This window comes from Lactobacillus acidophilus, from assembly GCF_034298135.1.
In the GTDB taxonomy this organism is placed as follows: Bacteria; Bacillota; Bacilli; order Lactobacillales; family Lactobacillaceae; genus Lactobacillus; species Lactobacillus acidophilus.
Window position 1 is genome coordinate 1,502,034 of the sequence record NZ_CP139575.1, and the last position, 14,635, is coordinate 1,516,668.

General features: G+C 39.2%; 28 protein-coding genes. All 28 read right to left on the bottom strand.

Annotated features, from left to right (window positions below):
* Positions 1-28: 28 nt before the first annotated feature.
* The 28 genes from rpsK to fusA all read right to left on the bottom strand — a co-directional run bounded on the left by rpsK (position 29) and on the right by fusA (position 14,612).
* Positions 29-418, bottom strand: a complete 390-nt coding sequence (rpsK, locus tag SO785_RS07160; protein WP_015613292.1) for a 30S ribosomal protein S11 — start codon at positions 416-418, stop codon at positions 29-31.
* A 24-nt stretch (positions 419-442) separates the two neighbouring features.
* Complete coding sequence (gene rpsM, locus SO785_RS07165; RefSeq protein WP_003549046.1) at positions 443-793, bottom strand: 30S ribosomal protein S13; 351 nt, start codon at positions 791-793, stop codon at positions 443-445.
* Between the two features lie 24 nt (positions 794-817).
* Entirely contained in the window at positions 818-934 is a 117-nt protein-coding gene (gene rpmJ, locus SO785_RS07170; protein ID WP_002878160.1) for a 50S ribosomal protein L36, read from the bottom strand.
* A gap of 16 nt (positions 935-950) precedes the next feature.
* Positions 951-1,172, bottom strand: coding sequence for a translation initiation factor IF-1 (gene infA, locus SO785_RS07175; RefSeq protein WP_002878178.1), 222 nt, complete (start codon positions 1,170-1,172; stop codon positions 951-953).
* Positions 1,173-1,243: 71 nt separating this feature from the next.
* Positions 1,244-1,900: an adenylate kinase gene (locus tag SO785_RS07180; RefSeq protein ID WP_003549045.1), complete on the bottom strand. Its 657-nt coding sequence runs from the start codon at positions 1,898-1,900 to the stop codon at positions 1,244-1,246.
* Between the two features lie 11 nt (positions 1,901-1,911).
* On the bottom strand, positions 1,912-3,207 hold the full coding sequence (gene secY / locus SO785_RS07185; protein WP_003549044.1) for a preprotein translocase subunit SecY: 1,296 nt from the start codon (positions 3,205-3,207) through the stop codon (positions 1,912-1,914).
* On the bottom strand, positions 3,207-3,647 hold the full coding sequence (gene rplO / locus SO785_RS07190; protein ID WP_003549043.1) for a 50S ribosomal protein L15: 441 nt from the start codon (positions 3,645-3,647) through the stop codon (positions 3,207-3,209). The genes secY and rplO overlap by 1 nt, the downstream gene beginning before the upstream one ends.
* Positions 3,648-3,670: 23 nt before the next feature.
* A complete protein-coding gene (rpmD, locus tag SO785_RS07195) occupies positions 3,671-3,856 on the bottom strand; it encodes a 50S ribosomal protein L30 (RefSeq protein WP_003549042.1) in 186 nt (61 codons plus the stop codon).
* 17 nt (positions 3,857-3,873) lie between these two features.
* Entirely contained in the window at positions 3,874-4,380 is a 507-nt protein-coding gene (rpsE, locus tag SO785_RS07200; protein WP_003549041.1) for a 30S ribosomal protein S5, read from the bottom strand.
* 17 nt (positions 4,381-4,397) lie between these two features.
* Positions 4,398-4,754 carry a 50S ribosomal protein L18 gene (rplR, locus tag SO785_RS07205; protein WP_003549040.1) on the bottom strand — a complete coding sequence of 119 codons (357 nt, stop codon included), beginning with the start codon at positions 4,752-4,754 and terminating at the stop codon, positions 4,398-4,400.
* A gap of 26 nt (positions 4,755-4,780) precedes the next feature.
* On the bottom strand, positions 4,781-5,311 hold the full coding sequence (rplF, locus tag SO785_RS07210) for a 50S ribosomal protein L6 (protein WP_003549039.1): 531 nt from the start codon (positions 5,309-5,311) through the stop codon (positions 4,781-4,783).
* Between the two features lie 24 nt (positions 5,312-5,335).
* Positions 5,336-5,734, bottom strand: coding sequence for a 30S ribosomal protein S8 (gene rpsH / locus SO785_RS07215; protein ID WP_003549038.1), 399 nt, complete (start codon positions 5,732-5,734; stop codon positions 5,336-5,338).
* A 25-nt stretch (positions 5,735-5,759) separates the two neighbouring features.
* Positions 5,760-5,945, bottom strand: a complete 186-nt coding sequence (locus SO785_RS07220) for a type Z 30S ribosomal protein S14 (RefSeq protein ID WP_003549037.1) — start codon at positions 5,943-5,945, stop codon at positions 5,760-5,762.
* 12 nt (positions 5,946-5,957) lie between these two features.
* Complete coding sequence (gene rplE, locus SO785_RS07225; RefSeq protein WP_003549036.1) at positions 5,958-6,500, bottom strand: 50S ribosomal protein L5; 543 nt, start codon at positions 6,498-6,500, stop codon at positions 5,958-5,960.
* A 14-nt stretch (positions 6,501-6,514) separates the two neighbouring features.
* Entirely contained in the window at positions 6,515-6,748 is a 234-nt protein-coding gene (gene rplX / locus SO785_RS07230) for a 50S ribosomal protein L24 (protein ID WP_003549035.1), read from the bottom strand.
* A gap of 19 nt (positions 6,749-6,767) precedes the next feature.
* Positions 6,768-7,136 carry a 50S ribosomal protein L14 gene (gene rplN / locus SO785_RS07235; RefSeq protein WP_003549034.1) on the bottom strand — a complete coding sequence of 123 codons (369 nt, stop codon included), beginning with the start codon at positions 7,134-7,136 and terminating at the stop codon, positions 6,768-6,770.
* A 31-nt stretch (positions 7,137-7,167) separates the two neighbouring features.
* On the bottom strand, positions 7,168-7,434 hold the full coding sequence (gene rpsQ / locus SO785_RS07240; RefSeq protein ID WP_011254114.1) for a 30S ribosomal protein S17: 267 nt from the start codon (positions 7,432-7,434) through the stop codon (positions 7,168-7,170).
* Positions 7,435-7,452: 18 nt separating this feature from the next.
* Complete coding sequence (gene rpmC / locus SO785_RS07245) at positions 7,453-7,650, bottom strand: 50S ribosomal protein L29 (RefSeq protein WP_003549032.1); 198 nt, start codon at positions 7,648-7,650, stop codon at positions 7,453-7,455.
* Positions 7,640-8,080 (bottom strand): 50S ribosomal protein L16, encoded by a 441-nt coding sequence (gene rplP, locus SO785_RS07250; protein ID WP_003549031.1) that lies wholly within the window; start codon positions 8,078-8,080, stop codon positions 7,640-7,642. The genes rpmC and rplP overlap by 11 nt, the downstream gene beginning before the upstream one ends.
* Positions 8,080-8,754, bottom strand: a complete 675-nt coding sequence (gene rpsC / locus SO785_RS07255; RefSeq protein ID WP_003549030.1) for a 30S ribosomal protein S3 — start codon at positions 8,752-8,754, stop codon at positions 8,080-8,082. The genes rplP and rpsC overlap by 1 nt, the downstream gene beginning before the upstream one ends.
* A 13-nt stretch (positions 8,755-8,767) precedes the next feature.
* On the bottom strand, positions 8,768-9,121 hold the full coding sequence (gene rplV, locus SO785_RS07260; protein ID WP_003549029.1) for a 50S ribosomal protein L22: 354 nt from the start codon (positions 9,119-9,121) through the stop codon (positions 8,768-8,770).
* An 18-nt stretch (positions 9,122-9,139) separates the two neighbouring features.
* Entirely contained in the window at positions 9,140-9,424 is a 285-nt protein-coding gene (rpsS, locus tag SO785_RS07265) for a 30S ribosomal protein S19 (RefSeq protein ID WP_003549028.1), read from the bottom strand.
* An 18-nt stretch (positions 9,425-9,442) separates the two neighbouring features.
* Positions 9,443-10,279 carry a 50S ribosomal protein L2 gene (gene rplB / locus SO785_RS07270; protein WP_011254111.1) on the bottom strand — a complete coding sequence of 279 codons (837 nt, stop codon included), beginning with the start codon at positions 10,277-10,279 and terminating at the stop codon, positions 9,443-9,445.
* Between the two features lie 15 nt (positions 10,280-10,294).
* Positions 10,295-10,597 (bottom strand): 50S ribosomal protein L23, encoded by a 303-nt coding sequence (gene rplW, locus SO785_RS07275; protein WP_021874021.1) that lies wholly within the window; start codon positions 10,595-10,597, stop codon positions 10,295-10,297.
* Entirely contained in the window at positions 10,597-11,214 is a 618-nt protein-coding gene (gene rplD / locus SO785_RS07280; RefSeq protein ID WP_003549025.1) for a 50S ribosomal protein L4, read from the bottom strand. The genes rplW and rplD overlap by 1 nt, the downstream gene beginning before the upstream one ends.
* Positions 11,215-11,228: 14 nt before the next feature.
* On the bottom strand, positions 11,229-11,867 hold the full coding sequence (rplC, locus tag SO785_RS07285) for a 50S ribosomal protein L3 (RefSeq protein WP_003549024.1): 639 nt from the start codon (positions 11,865-11,867) through the stop codon (positions 11,229-11,231).
* A 23-nt stretch (positions 11,868-11,890) separates the two neighbouring features.
* Positions 11,891-12,199, bottom strand: a complete 309-nt coding sequence (gene rpsJ, locus SO785_RS07290; RefSeq protein ID WP_003549023.1) for a 30S ribosomal protein S10 — start codon at positions 12,197-12,199, stop codon at positions 11,891-11,893.
* A gap of 319 nt (positions 12,200-12,518) precedes the next feature.
* Entirely contained in the window at positions 12,519-14,612 is a 2,094-nt protein-coding gene (gene fusA, locus SO785_RS07295; RefSeq protein ID WP_003549022.1) for an elongation factor G, read from the bottom strand.
* Positions 14,613-14,635: the final 23 nt, after the last annotated feature.

Here is a 14,635-nt window from a genome sequence, read left to right on the forward strand (position 1 = left end):
GTAACGTCCTATAATATCATGGACAAAATTAAGCACGACGACGTTTTGGTGGTCTGGAACCATTGTGGGGAACTGGCGTAACGTCACGAATTGCAGTAATTTCAAGACCAGTTGCTTGAAGTGATCTAATAGCAGATTCACGACCAGCACCAGGACCTTTAACAGAAACTTCTACATGTTTCATACCTTGGTCCATTGCACTCTTAGCTGCTGCTTCAGCTGCCATTTGAGCTGCAAATGGAGTAGACTTACGACTACCCTTGAAACCCAATGCACCAGCTGAAGACCAAGCAACTGCATTACCTTGAACGTCAGTAATCATGACTAAAGTATTATTAAACGTTGAGTGAATGTGTGCCACACCGCTTTCAACATGCTTCTTCACACGACGCTTACGTGCTGTTTTCTTTGCAGGCATCAATAAACCTCCTTATAAATTAAATTAACGGTTTCTCTTAGTACCCTTACGAGTACGAGCATTATTCTTGGTATTTTGGCCACGAACTGGAAGTCCACGGCGGTGACGAATACCACGATAAGAACCAATATCAACTAAGCGCTTAATGTTCATGCTTACTTCACGACGTAAGTCACCTTCAACACGGTACTTATCTACTTCAGCACGAAGCTTTTCTTGATCTTCTGGAGTCAAATCCTTTGAACGAATATCTTCAGACACACCAGCGTCAGCACAAATCTTCTTAGCAGTTGCATCACCAATACCATAAATGTATGTTAAGGCAACAACGATTCGCTTATCTCTTGGTAAGTCAACACCAGCAATACGAGCCATAAACTACACCTCCTCTATTCTCTATTAACCTTGACGTTGCTTGTGTTTTGGATTTGCTGGGCAAATTACCATAACACGGCCATGTCTCTTAATAACTTTACAATGTTCACACATTGGTTTAACAGATGGTCTAACCTTCATGTTTCCCTCCGTTATATTACTTTATAAATCGATACGTAATTCTACCTTTAGTTAAATCATATGGAGATAACTCAACTGTTACACGGTCTCCTGGCAAGATACGAATGTAATGCATTCTAATCTTACCTGAAACGTGTGCTAAAATAGTAGCTCCATTTTCCAATTCAACTTTAAACATAGCATTAGGTAAGGTATCAACTACCTTACCTTCTACTTCAATGACATCATCTTTTGCCAAAGTTGTTCCTCCGCAATTAAACAGTCATACTTTGAAATTATAACACGGATAAAAAATTATACAAATCTTTCTTATTGATTATTGCTCAATACCGCATCAATGTCTTCAAAGACTTTTTCTGGAGTTTGTTCACCATTAATTATAGTAAGCAAACCTTTCTTTTGGTAAAAGTCCTTCAAAGGTGCATTCATCTTTTCATTAACTTCAAGACGATTCTTAACAACTTCTGGCTTATCATCTTCACGTTGATAAAATTCATGACTACCACAACGATCACAAGTACCTTCAACTTTAGGTTGCTTAGAAATCTTGTTGTACGTAGCACCACAATTTTTACACATGTATCTTGCTGATAAACGCTTAATCAAAGTATCTTCATCAACTTCAAGCGCAATGACATTAGTTAATGGCTTCTTCAAACGCTTAGTAATACCTTCTAAAAGTTCTGCTTGCACAGTAGTTCTTGGAAAACCATCTAAGATATAACCTTCTTTAATATCAGGTTGACTTAAACGTTCTTCAACTAATCTTGCAGTAACTTCATCTGGTACTAAGTTACCTTTATCAATGTAGCTCTTAGCTTCAAGACCAACTTTAGTCTTGTTTGCCATTGCTTCCCTAAACATATCTCCAGTTGAGATATGAGTTAAGTGATATTTATCGACGATTCTTTCTGATGCTGTACCTTTACCAGCACCTGGTAAACCTAAAAGAATTAAGTTAATCATTTTTTCCGTTCCTATCTGATGAATCCAACATATTCTCTCTTCATTAACAAGCCGTTAATTTGACGAGATAACTCAAGAACAACCCCAATCACAATTAAAAGACTTGTTCCTCCTAAACCAATGGAACTTGGGAGATTCCAAAAGTTAGTAGCCAATTGAGGCAATAGAGCAACTAAACCTAAAAATATTGAACCTACAGTTGATAACTTGATCAACATCTTTGAAATATAATTCTGTGTATCTTTACCTGGCCAAACGCTAGGAATATAAGCACCCTGTTTTTGTAAGTTTTCTGCTAGCTTCTCAGGGTTAACCTGAACAAAAGCGTAGAAGAAAGTAAATAAAATAATTAAAAGAGTGTAGATGATAACACCAGGAGTAGTTTGTAAACTAAAGATTTGATTCAATACTTTAAACCATTGTTGATCGCCTTGGGTTCTTTGAAAGGCCATTAAAATTGTTGCCGGCGTAATAATAAATGAACTGGCAAAAATAACTGGAATAACCCCAGATACATTAACTTTTAATGGTAGAAAACTTTCAGAACCACTAATCGTCGCTCTTCTTGTATATTGAATGGGAATGCGACGATCAGCCTGTTCAACCCACGTAACTAATTGAGTTACGATAAGGATTGCAACTATAACCGCGATGAAGAACAAAATACCTTGCCAACGATCACTGGCACTATTGTTAATAATTTCTTCTTTGTAAATTTGCCATAAGCCACTTGGTAATCTTGCAATAATACCAGCAAAAATAATTACTGATACACCATTTCCAAGACCCTTATCAGTGATTTCATCACCTAACCATGTTAATAACATCGTTCCAGCAGTCATAATAATGGCAATTTCTACATAAGTCTGGGGTGTTTGATTTTTAACTAACCCCATTTGAGTTAAGGCGTTGAATCCTAACGTAATACCAATACTTTGAACAAAAGCAACAACTAAAGTTAAATACCTTGTTACTTGATTGGTTTTACGTCTACCAACTTCCCCTTGCTTCCCCCATTCGACTAATGTCGGAACAATATCCATTTGTAAAAGTTGAATTACGATCTGCGCCGTAATATACGGGGAAACACCCAATGAAAATATTGAATAGTTATCTAGTCCACCACCGGATACAGTATCCAGCATTGGAACTAATCCAGTTTGAGCAACCTGTGTGATCGCCTTTGCATTAACACCAGGAACGGTAATATTAGCACCAATCCTGTATATTAAAAGAATAAAAAGAGTGAAATAAATTTTATTTCTAATTTCTTTATCCTTAAAGGCGTTCTTCAAGGTCGAAAACATTAGATCACCTCAACAGTTCCGCCAGCGGCTTCAACTGCTTCTTTGGCAGCTGCGGAAACTTTATTAACCTTTACAGTCAATTTAACTTTTAATTCACCGTTGCCAAGTAACTTAACGCCTGATAATTCTTTCTTTACCAAACCGTTTTCCTTAAGAGTTGCAACAGTTACTTCACTGCCATCTTCAAACTTATTTAAGTCATCTAAATTTACGATTGCGTATTCCTTACGGTTAACATTCTTAAAACCACGCTTTGGCATAGTTCTGAATAATGGCATTTGACCACCTTCAAAACCTAAACGTGTGTGACCGCCTTGACGAGCCAATTGACCCTTTTGACCACGGCCTGAAGTCTTACCGTAACCACTTGAAGTACCACGACCAACACGCTTTCTGTTACGACGTGAACCTTCAGCAGAATGTAATTCATGAAGCTTCATTAATTCGGCACCTCCTCGATATCTTATTTATTAATCTCTTCAACAGAGATTAAGTGAGCAATTTTCAATAATGCACCACGAGTAGCAGCGTTGTCTGGAAGAACAACAGTACTATCTACTCTACCTAAACCAAGAGCTTTAACGATCTTTCTTTGTTCAGGTAGACGGTGAGCAGCACTTCTAATTAAAGTAATCTTTAAATCAGTCATCTATGATCTCCCTAATCTTAAGCTCTTTCAGGTTGACGAAGTTTACTTACTTCTTCGCTAGTTCTAAGCTTCTTTAAACCATCAATAGTTGCACGAACAACGTTGATTGGAGTATTAGAACCAAGTGACTTTGAAGTTACGTCTGAAATACCAGCCATATCCATAACGATACGTACGGCACCACCGGCAGCAACACCGGAACCAGCTTCGGCAGGCTTCAATAAAATGTTACCTGAACCATAGTGACCAATAACTTCGTGAGGAATAGTAGTACCAACCTTAGGTACGTTGATCATCTTCTTCTTACCGTCTTCTACAGCCTTACGGATTGCTTCTGGGACTTCTTGAGCTTTACCAGTACCAAAACCTACGCGGCCCTTCTTGTCACCAACAACAACAAGAGCAGCAAATCTCATGCGACGGCCACCTTTAACAACCTTAGTAATACGGTTGACAGCGACTAATTGATCTTCGATATCGTCTTTGTTTCTGCGATTGTTACGAGAATCATTGCGGTTTGCCATGTGTTAATTCTCCTTTCCTAGAAATCTAATCCGTTTTCACGAGCAGCATCAGCTAATGCTTGAATACGGCCGTGGTATAAATAACCACTTCTGTCGAATACAACAGTAGAAATGTTCTTAGCCTTTGCAGCTTCGGCAATTGCCTTACCAACAGCAGCAGCTTGTTCTAACTTAGTTGCATCTGATACATTTTCATCCAAAGTTGAGGCACTTGCAAGCGTAACACCCGCTACGTCATCAATTAATTGAGCGTAGATGTTTTTATTTGAACGAAAAATGCTTAAGCGTGGGCGCTCAGCAGTACCAGAAATTTTTCCACGAATACGTCTGTGACGCTTTAAGCGTAACTTGTTTTTATCTGGTTTAGAAATCACAATTTCACCTCAAAAATAACTACTTATTACTTACCAGTCTTACCTTCCTTACGACGTACGTATTCATCAACATAACGAATACCCTTACCCTTATAAGGTTCTGGTGGACGTACGGCGCGGATTTCAGCTGCAAATTGACCTACATCTTGCTTTGAAACACCTTCAACTTCTACATCAGTTGCTGAAGTTGCCTTTACAGAAACACCTTCTGGTGCAGTCAATACAACTGGGTGTGAGTAACCAACATTTAAAGTAATCTTATTACCTTGTGCTTGTGCACGGTAACCAACACCGATTAACTTCAAAGTCTTCTTGTAACCATTAAGTACACCTTCGATCATTGAAGCTAAGTTAGCTCTTTCAGTACCGTGAAGTGCTTTGTCACTTTCACTTGAACGTGAAAAGTTAATTTCGCCATCATTTTGTTCAAAAGTGATCTTTGGATCAAAGTATCTAGTTAATTCACCCTTAGGGCCCTTAACAGTAATATTGTCACCTTCCTTGGTAACAGTGACACTGTCAGGGACTTCAATAGTCTTTAAACCAATACGGCTCATTGATTGTTCTCCTTTCTGTCAGTATTACCAAACGTAGGCAACTACTTCGCCGCCAACGTTCTTTTGTCTTGCTTCCTTATCGGTAATAACACCAGCAGAAGTAGAAACGATGGCAATGCCTAAACCATTGAGAACTTTAGGTAAGTCTTCAGCACTTACGTAATTTCTAAGACCAGGCTTAGAAATACGCTTCAAACCTGAAATGACACGTTCTCCATTTGGACCATATTTCAAGAATACTTTGATAACACCTTGCTTGTTATCATCTGCAACTTCGTAATCACGGATGAAACCTTCGCGCTTCAAAATTTCTGAAATAGACTTTTTAATGTTTGATGCAGGAATTTCAACTGAATCATGCTTTGCCATGTTGGCATTTCTGATTCTAGTCAAGTAATCTGCGATTGGATCTGTCATGACCATTTAAGCTTATCCTCCTAACCGTATACTACCAACTAGCCTTTTTAAGACCAGGAATTTGACCCTTGTGTGCTAATTCCTTTAAGCAAATACGGCATAAACCAAATTTACGGTATACGGAATGTGGACGACCACATCTCTCGCAACGTGTATATTCGCGTGAAGAGAACTTAGCAGGACGACGATTTCTAATTTTTTGTGATGTTTTAGCCATTAATGTCCTCCACTATCTTGCAAACGGCATACCGAATTGACTTAAAAGTTCACGAGCTTCTTCATCAGTATCGGCAGTAGTTACGATAACAATGTCTAACCCTCTAGTACGGTTAACCTTATCAAAATCAATTTCTGGGAAAATTAATTGTTCCTTAATACCCAAAGTGTAATTACCGCGACCATCAAATGAACGAGTTGATACACCACGGAAGTCACGAACACGTGGAAGAGAAACATTGATTAACTTGTACAAGAAGTCGTACATTCTGTCGCCTCTAAGAGTAACCTTAGCACCGATAGACATACCTTCACGTAAACGGAAGTTAGCGATTGACTTCTTAGCCTTAGTAATCAAAGGCTTTTGGCCTGAAATCAAAGTTAATTCTTCAACAGCTTCGTCCAAGTTCTTGGCATTTGATACTGCATCACCAACACCCATGTTTAAAACGATCTTATCGATCTTAGGAATTTGCATTGATGAAGTGTAGTTAAACTTTTCCTTTAAAGCAGGAGCTACTGTTTCTTTGTATTCTTCAGCTAAATAACTTGCCATTTGTGTCCTCCCTTCTACTTATCTTCTTTTTTACTAATTACTTTAACATTTGATGCATGAATTGAACCTTCTGATTCAACTACACCACCATTGGCATTGGTTTGTGAAGGCTTTTGGTGCTTCTTAATCTTATTAACGCCCTTAACAACTACGCGGTTTTTCTTAACGTTAACAGAAAGAACAGTACCTTCCTTACCTTTGTCTTTTCCGGCAATAACTTTAACTTTGTCACCAGTTTTAACGAACATCAGTGCACCTCACTATCAATTATAAGACTTCAGGAGCAAGAGAGACGATCTTCATAAAGTCGTTCTCACGTAACTCACGTGCAACTGGCCCAAAGATACGAGTACCACGTGGGCTCTTATCTGCGTTAATAATTACGCCAGCATTTTCGTCGAATTTAATGTATGAACCATCTTCACGACGTGCACCTGACTTTGTTCTAACAATTACAGCTTTAACAACGTCGCCTTTTTTGACAACGCCACCTGGTGTTGCTTGCTTAACAGTACATACTACGATGTCACCAATGTTACCAGTCTTACGCTTTGATCCACCTAAGACTCTAATAACTAAAAGCTCTCTGGCACCAGAGTTATCAGCAACCTTTAAACGGGATTCGTTTTGAATCACTGTATAATCCTCCCCTCACTAAATCCGCAAATTAAACAGATTTCTTAACAATCTTTACTAAACGGAAGCGCTTCTTACGAGATAATGGACGGGTTTCCATGATACGTACAGTATCGCCAACTTTAGCTTCATTATTTTCGTCTTGTGCGTAGTATTTCTTTGAATATCTAAAACGCTTGTTGTAAACAGGGTGGTTCTTGTAAGTATCAACAACAACTGTAATAGTCTTGTCCATCTTATCAGAAACTACACGACCTTGGTATACGTGACGACGATTTCTTTCGTTTGTTTCGCTCAAGTTAATAGCTCCCTTCCATTAATTGTTTTCTAACGCTTTTTCGCTCAGAATAGTTTTAATTCTGGCGATATTCTTGCGGACTTTGCTCAAGCGAGCGGTATTTTCTAATTGACCCGTTGCTTGTTGGAAACGCAAATTAAAGAGTTCTTCTTTGTATTGCTTTTCTTTTTCTAACATTTCATCAGTGGTTAATGCTCTGATATCTTTAGCCTTCATTAGATTCGCCACCTACTTCCGAACTTCTAGTTACAAACTTAGTCTTAATTGGTAACTTAGTTGAAGCAAGTCTTAAAGCTTCACGAGCAACTTCTTCAGAAACGCCACCAATTTCAAATAAAATCTTTTCTCTCTTAACTACAGCTACCCAACCTGCAGGTGCACCTTTACCAGAACCCATACGTACACCTACACCTTTAGCAGTGTATGACTTTTGAGGGAAAATTCTAATCCAAACTTTACCGCCACGCTTCATGTAACGTGTCATAGCAACACGAGCAGCTTCGATTTGACGGTTAGTAATCCAATGTGATTCGAGGGCTTCAAGACCATATTCACCAAAGGCAATATATTTACCACCTTTAGCAGCACCACGCATCTTACCACGGAATTCACGACGGTGTTTTACTCGTTTTGGTACTAAAGGCATTATCTATTTCCTCCCTTCGCTGGCTTTGAAGCTGGCTTGTTCTTACGAGTAGGTAAGATTTCACCACGGTTGATCCAAACTTGAACACCAATTTCACCATAAGTAGTGAAAGCATTTACCCAAGCATAATCAATATCAGCTCTCAAAGTTTGTAATGGAACACGTCCTTCAGTGTGCCATTCTCTTCTTGCCATGTCGGCACCGTTCAAACGACCTGAAGTTTGAACCTTAATACCCTTGGCACCAGCGCGCATAGCTCTTTGAGTAGCTTGACGCATAGCACGTCTGAAAGCAATACGAGCTTCAAGTTGACGAGCAATACTATCTGCTACCAATTCAGCATCAAGATCTGGCTTCTTAATTTCAACAATATTAATGTGAACTTGCTTACCAGTTAAAGCATTTAATTGTTTTCTTAAAGCTTCAACTTCAGAACCACCTTTACCAATTACCATACCTGGCTTAGCAGTATGAATTGAGATATTAATTCTGTTGGCTGCACGTTCAATTTCAACAGTAGATACTGAAGCATCCTTCAATTTTTCTGAGATAAATTTTCTAATTTGAAGGTCTTCTTTTAAAGTTTCCTTGTATCCTTTGTCAGCATACCATTTTGATTCCCAGTCACGGATGACACCGAGACGAAAACCGTTTGGGTTAATCTTTTGACCCATTAATATACCTCCCTTAATCGTTCTTTTCTGAAACTACTACAACTACGTGACTAGTTCTCTTGTTAATTGGAGAAGCCATCCCCTTAGCACGTGGACGGAATCTCTTCAAAGTTGCACCTTCATTTACGTAAGCTTCTGATACGTAAAGATTTGCACTTTCAAGATCGTAGTTGTGTTCTGCGTTAGCAATAGCTGAACGTAAAACCTTTTCAACGATTGGGGAAGCAGCTCTAGGCGTAAATTCTAAGATTGCTAATGCTTCAGCAACGCTCTTACCACGAATTAAGTCAATGACCAAACGAGCTTTTCTTGGAGCGATGCGAACAGTTCTTGCTTCAGCCTTAGCTGAACTAATTTGTTCTGCCATTTAGATGTTCTCCTTCCTCTAAGATTGTGATGTTGCTTTGTCATCAGTGGATTTGTGTCCATGGAAAGTTCTTGTTGGAACAAATTCACCTAACTTGTGACCAACCATGTCTTCAGTAATATATACTGGAACATGTTTTCTACCATCGTAAACAGCTATAGTCAAACCAACAAAGGAAGGGAAAATAGTTGAACGACGTGACCAAGTTTTAATAACTTGCTTCTTATCTGCATCTGCTTGTGCATCAACCTTCTTTAACAATGACGCATCAGCAAAAGGACCTTTTTTAATACTACGGCTCATTAATTAACCCTCCTTCTATTACTTGCTACCCTTACGGTGACGAATGATTAACTTCTCGCTAGCCTTCTTGACATCTCTAGTCTTAATACCACGAGCCTTCTTACCCCATGGAGTCATAGGTTGTGGACGACCAACTGGAGCCTTACCTTCACCACCACCATGTGGGTGATCGTTAGGGTTCATTACAGAACCACGTGATTGTGGACGCTTGCCTAACCAACGCTTACGACCAGCTTTACCTAATTGAATTAATGAATGTTGTTCATTACCAACAACACCAATAGTAGCACGGCATGATGACAAAATCTTACGTACTTCACCACTTTGTAATCTTACTAAAGTGTAGTTACCATCAAAACCTAAAACTTGAGCTGAAGCACCAGCACTTCTTACAAGTTGACCACCCTTACCTGGCTTTAATTCAATATTGTGAATTGAAGTACCTGTTGGGATGTTCTTTAATGCTAAAGCGTTACCTGGCTTAATGTCAACTGAATCGCCTGATTCAACAATATCGCCAACTTTTAAGCCCTTTGGTGCTAAGATATAAGCTTTAATACCATCAGTATAGTGAAGCAAAGCAATGTTAGCAGTTCTGTTTGGATCGTATTCGATAGCATTTACAACTGCTTTTACATTATCCTTATTACGCTTAAAGTCGATGATACGGTATTTTTGTTTGTGACCACCACCACGGTGTCTTACAGTGATACGACCATATGAGTTACGACCTGCAGTATGTGATTGTGATTCAAGTAAAGTCTTTTCAGGCTTTGTCTTGGTAATCTCAGCAAAGTCGGAAGAAGTCATATGACGACGACCATTCGTGGTTGGCTTGTAAATCTTAATAGCCAATTGACTGACCTCCTATTACTTGTTGTCTTCTGTATTTTCTTGGAAAATCTTGATGTCGTTTGAATCGTCAATTAAAGCAACAATAGCTTTTCTACGACGAGCAGTCTTACCAGTGTAACGACCTACTCGCTTGTCCTTGCCGCGAACGTTCATAATATTAACGCTCTTTACTTTAACATCGAAGATTTCTTCAACAGCATTGCGAACTTGTGTCTTGGTTGCAGTTAAAAGCACGTCGAATGTGTACTTCTTATCATCCATTAAGTTCGTGGACTTTTCAGTAATGACAGGTCTTAAAATAATATCGCGTGCGTCCATTAAGCCAAAACCTCCTCGATCTTCTTAACAGCATCTTGAGTCAAGATTAACTTGCCGTAGTTAACAGCATCTTCAACATTTAAACCATTAACTGGAACAACCTTAACCTTAGCTAAGTTTCTTGCGGAAAGTTGTACATTGTTATCATCTGAAACAATTAAAACCTTACCGTCAGCATTCAAGCTGTTTAACATTGATACTAATTCCTTAGTCTTAGGAGCTGACATAGTCAACTTATCTAAAACGATTAAATCATTGTCAATCAACTTTTGGGAAAGAACTGACTTAATAGCCAAACGACGTTGCTTTCTTGGCATAGTGTATGCATATGAACGTGGAGTTGGGCCAAATACTGTACCACCACCACGCCATTGTGGAGCTCTGATAGAACCTTGACGAGCACGACCAGTACCCTTTTGTCTCCAAGGCTTCTTACCACCGCCGCGAACAGCAGATCTATTCTTAACCTTTGAAGTACCTTGACGCTTGCCGGCTCTTTGTCTAATGATTGCTTCAAAAACAACATTATCATTAGGTTCAATACCAAAAACTTTATCGTTTAAAGTAACTTCACCAGAGTCTTTACCGTTTTGATCCATAACTTTTAAATTAGCCATTCTAGTCCTCCTTCCTATTTATCAGCCTTAACAGCTTTAGAAGCAGTCTTAACAACGATTAATGAGTTCTTAGCACCAGGAACATTACCCTTGATCATCAATACGTTCTTATCTGCAACAACTTTTTCAATTACTAAGTTTTCAATGGTAACTTTCTTTACACCCATGTGACCTGGCAAACGCTTGCCCTTTGGTACACGGTTAATGATTGAACCCATTGAACCAGGAATTCTGTGGTATCTTGAACCGTGAGTTTCTGGTCCTCTTGATTGGCCCCAACGCTTAATGTTACCTTGGTATCCATGACCTCTTGAAGTACCAGTAACGTTTACAACGTCACCTTCCTTGAATGTATCCACAGTAACTTCTGAGCCGACTTCATAGTCCTTAAGCTCAACACCGCGGATTTCCCGAATGAAGCGCTTAGGTGAAGTCTTTGCTTTATCAGCATGACCTTTTTCTGGTTTGTTGCTCAAAACTTCACGTTTGTCTTGGTAACCTAATTGAACTGCTTCGTAACCGTCTGATTCAACAGTCTTAACTTGCATAACAACGTTAGGAGTTGCTTCAACAACAGTTACAGGAACAAGGATACCATCTTTAGTAAAGATTTGAGTCATACCAACTTTTCTTCCTAAGATTCCTTTGGTCATGATTACACCTCTTTCTATTTAAATTACAATTTAATTTCGATGTCTACGCCACTTGGAAGATCAAGCTTCATTAATGAATCAACAGTCTTAGGTGTTGGATTCAAAATATCAATTAAACGCTTGTGAGTACGCATTTCGAATTGTTCACGTGAGTCCTTGTTCTTGTGTGGTGAACGAAGAACAGTGAATAAAGTTCTTTCTGTTGGAAGAGGAACAGGACCTGAAATTTCAGCACCAGTTCTCTTTGCAGTAGCTACGATCTTAGCAGCTGATTCATCGAGAATACCATGTTCGTAAGACTTAAGTCTAATACGAATTGTTTGACTTGCCATTAAATTACCTCCTTAACGTCTTCTTTAAAAGATGACTCGCTCGGCAAAAATTCCCCGCACGCCACTGTGGCAATGCAGCCTGGCGTGCCGCAACCTTTTGCGTCAACGCTCTACAACAATATTACTCGCTTAGGGCGCAATCGCCCCTTAAGCACAAAGACTATTGTACTTGGTATGTCCTTAAATATCAAGGGTTACAATACTTTTTTGCTAAAAAATTTATAAAAAAGAGTTATTGAAAAATTTTCAATAACTCTTTTTTTATATGTAATTGTTTTCAACTAAGCTGAAAATATTGTAAAAATATTTTTATTGAGAATTATTCAGCGTCGCCGCCGCGTTTCTTAATAATATCAGCTTGAATTGACTTAGGAGTTGGTGAGTAGTGATCAAATACCATAGTAAATGTACCACGACCTTGAGTTGATGAACGCAAAGTAGTTGCGTAACCAAACATTTCTGAAAGTGGAACAAATGAGTTAATAATCTTAGCACCAGCTCTGTCTTCCATACCTTCCATGGTACCACGACGAGCAGTGATTGAACCCATAACATCACCTAAGTATTCTTCTGGAGTAGTTACTTGAACCTTCATAATTGGTTCCAAGATAACTGCGCCAGCCTTTGAAGCAGCATTTCTCAATGCAAGTGAAGCAGCAACCTTAAATGCAGCTTCTGATGAGTCAACTTCGTGGTAACTACCATCGTAAAGTTTAGCCTTAACATCGATCAATGGGTAACCAGCAAGAACACCATTCTTCATAGCTTCTTGTAAACCTTGGTCAACTGAAGGGATAAATTCACGAGGAACAACACCACCAACGATAGCGTCTTCGAATTCGTAGCCCTTACCTTCTTCATTAGGAGTAAAGTCAATCCATACATCACCGTATTGACCCTTACCACCTGATTGACGAACGAACTTACCTTGTGCTTTAGCTTCCTTAGTAAAGGTTTCACGGTAAGCAACTTGTGGTTCACCAATCTTAGCTTCAACGTTAAATTCACGTCTCATACGTTCAACCATGATATCAAGGTGAAGTTCACCCATACCTGAAATCAAAGTTTGACCAGTTTCAGGATTAGTTTCTGCACGGAAAGTTGGGTCTTCTTCAGTAAGCTTTTGTAAAGCAACGTCCATCTTATCACGGTCAGCCTTTGATTTAGGTTCAACTGATACTTGGATAACTGGATCTGGAACTTGCAAACTTTCCAAAATAAGTGGATGATCTGGATCAGTTAATGAGTCACCAGTAGTGGTGTTCTTCAAACCAATAGCACCTGCAATATCACCTGAGAATACTTCTGGGATTTCAGTTCTTGAGTTAGCGTGCATTTGAAGCAAACGACCTACACGTTCACGTGAGTTCTTTGAAGCGTTCAATACGTATGAACCTGATTCAAGAGAACCAGTGTAAACACGGATGAAAGTCAAACGACCTACAAATGGGTCAGTAGCAATCTTAAATGCAAGAGCTGCAAATGGCTTCTTATCGTCAGCCATAAGTTCAACTTCGTCACCAGTCTTAGGATCATGAGCAACATAAGGCTTAACATCAAGTGGTGATGGCAAGTAATCAATAACACCATCAAGCATCATTTGAACACCCTTGTTCTTAAATGCTGAACCTGCGTATACTGGGAAGAATTCCAAGTTCAAAGTAGCTTTACGGATAGCAGCCTTCAATTCATCATTAGAAATTTCTTCACCGCCAAGATACTTTTCCATAATGTTGTCATCAACATCAGCAACAGCTTCAATCAATGCAGCACGACGCTTTTCAGCTTCTTCTTTGTATTCGTCAGGAACTGGAACAGTATCCCACTTAGAACCAAGCTTGTCTTCGTCATAAATATCAGCAACCATGTTGATCAAGTCAATAACACCTTCAAAAGTGTCTGCTGAACCAATTGGCATTTGAACAGCTTGAGCATTAGCGTTCAAACGTTCATGTAATGACTTAACTGACTTGTCAAAGTCAGCACCGATCTTGTCCATCTTGTTAACAAAAACAATACGAGGAACACCGTAAGTTTCAGCTTGACGCCATACGTTTTCAGTTTGTGGTTCAACACCAGCTTGAGCATCAAGAACAGTTACGGCACCATCAAGAACACGAAGTGAACGTTCTACTTCGATAGTGAAGTCAACGTGTCCTGGGGTATCAATAATGTTAATTCTGTAATCCTTCCATTGTGCAGTAGTAGCTGCGGAAGTAATAGTGATACCACGTTCCTTTTCTTCATCCATCCAGTCCATTTGTGAATCACCTTCGTGAGTTTCACCAATTTTGTGGATCTTACCAGTGTAGTAAAGGATACGTTCAGTAGTAGTGGTCTTACCCGCATCGATGTGGGCCATAATACCAATATTACGTGTCTTTGCTAATGGAAATTCACGCTTGTTAGCCATAAATTAGTCTCTCCTTAAATTAA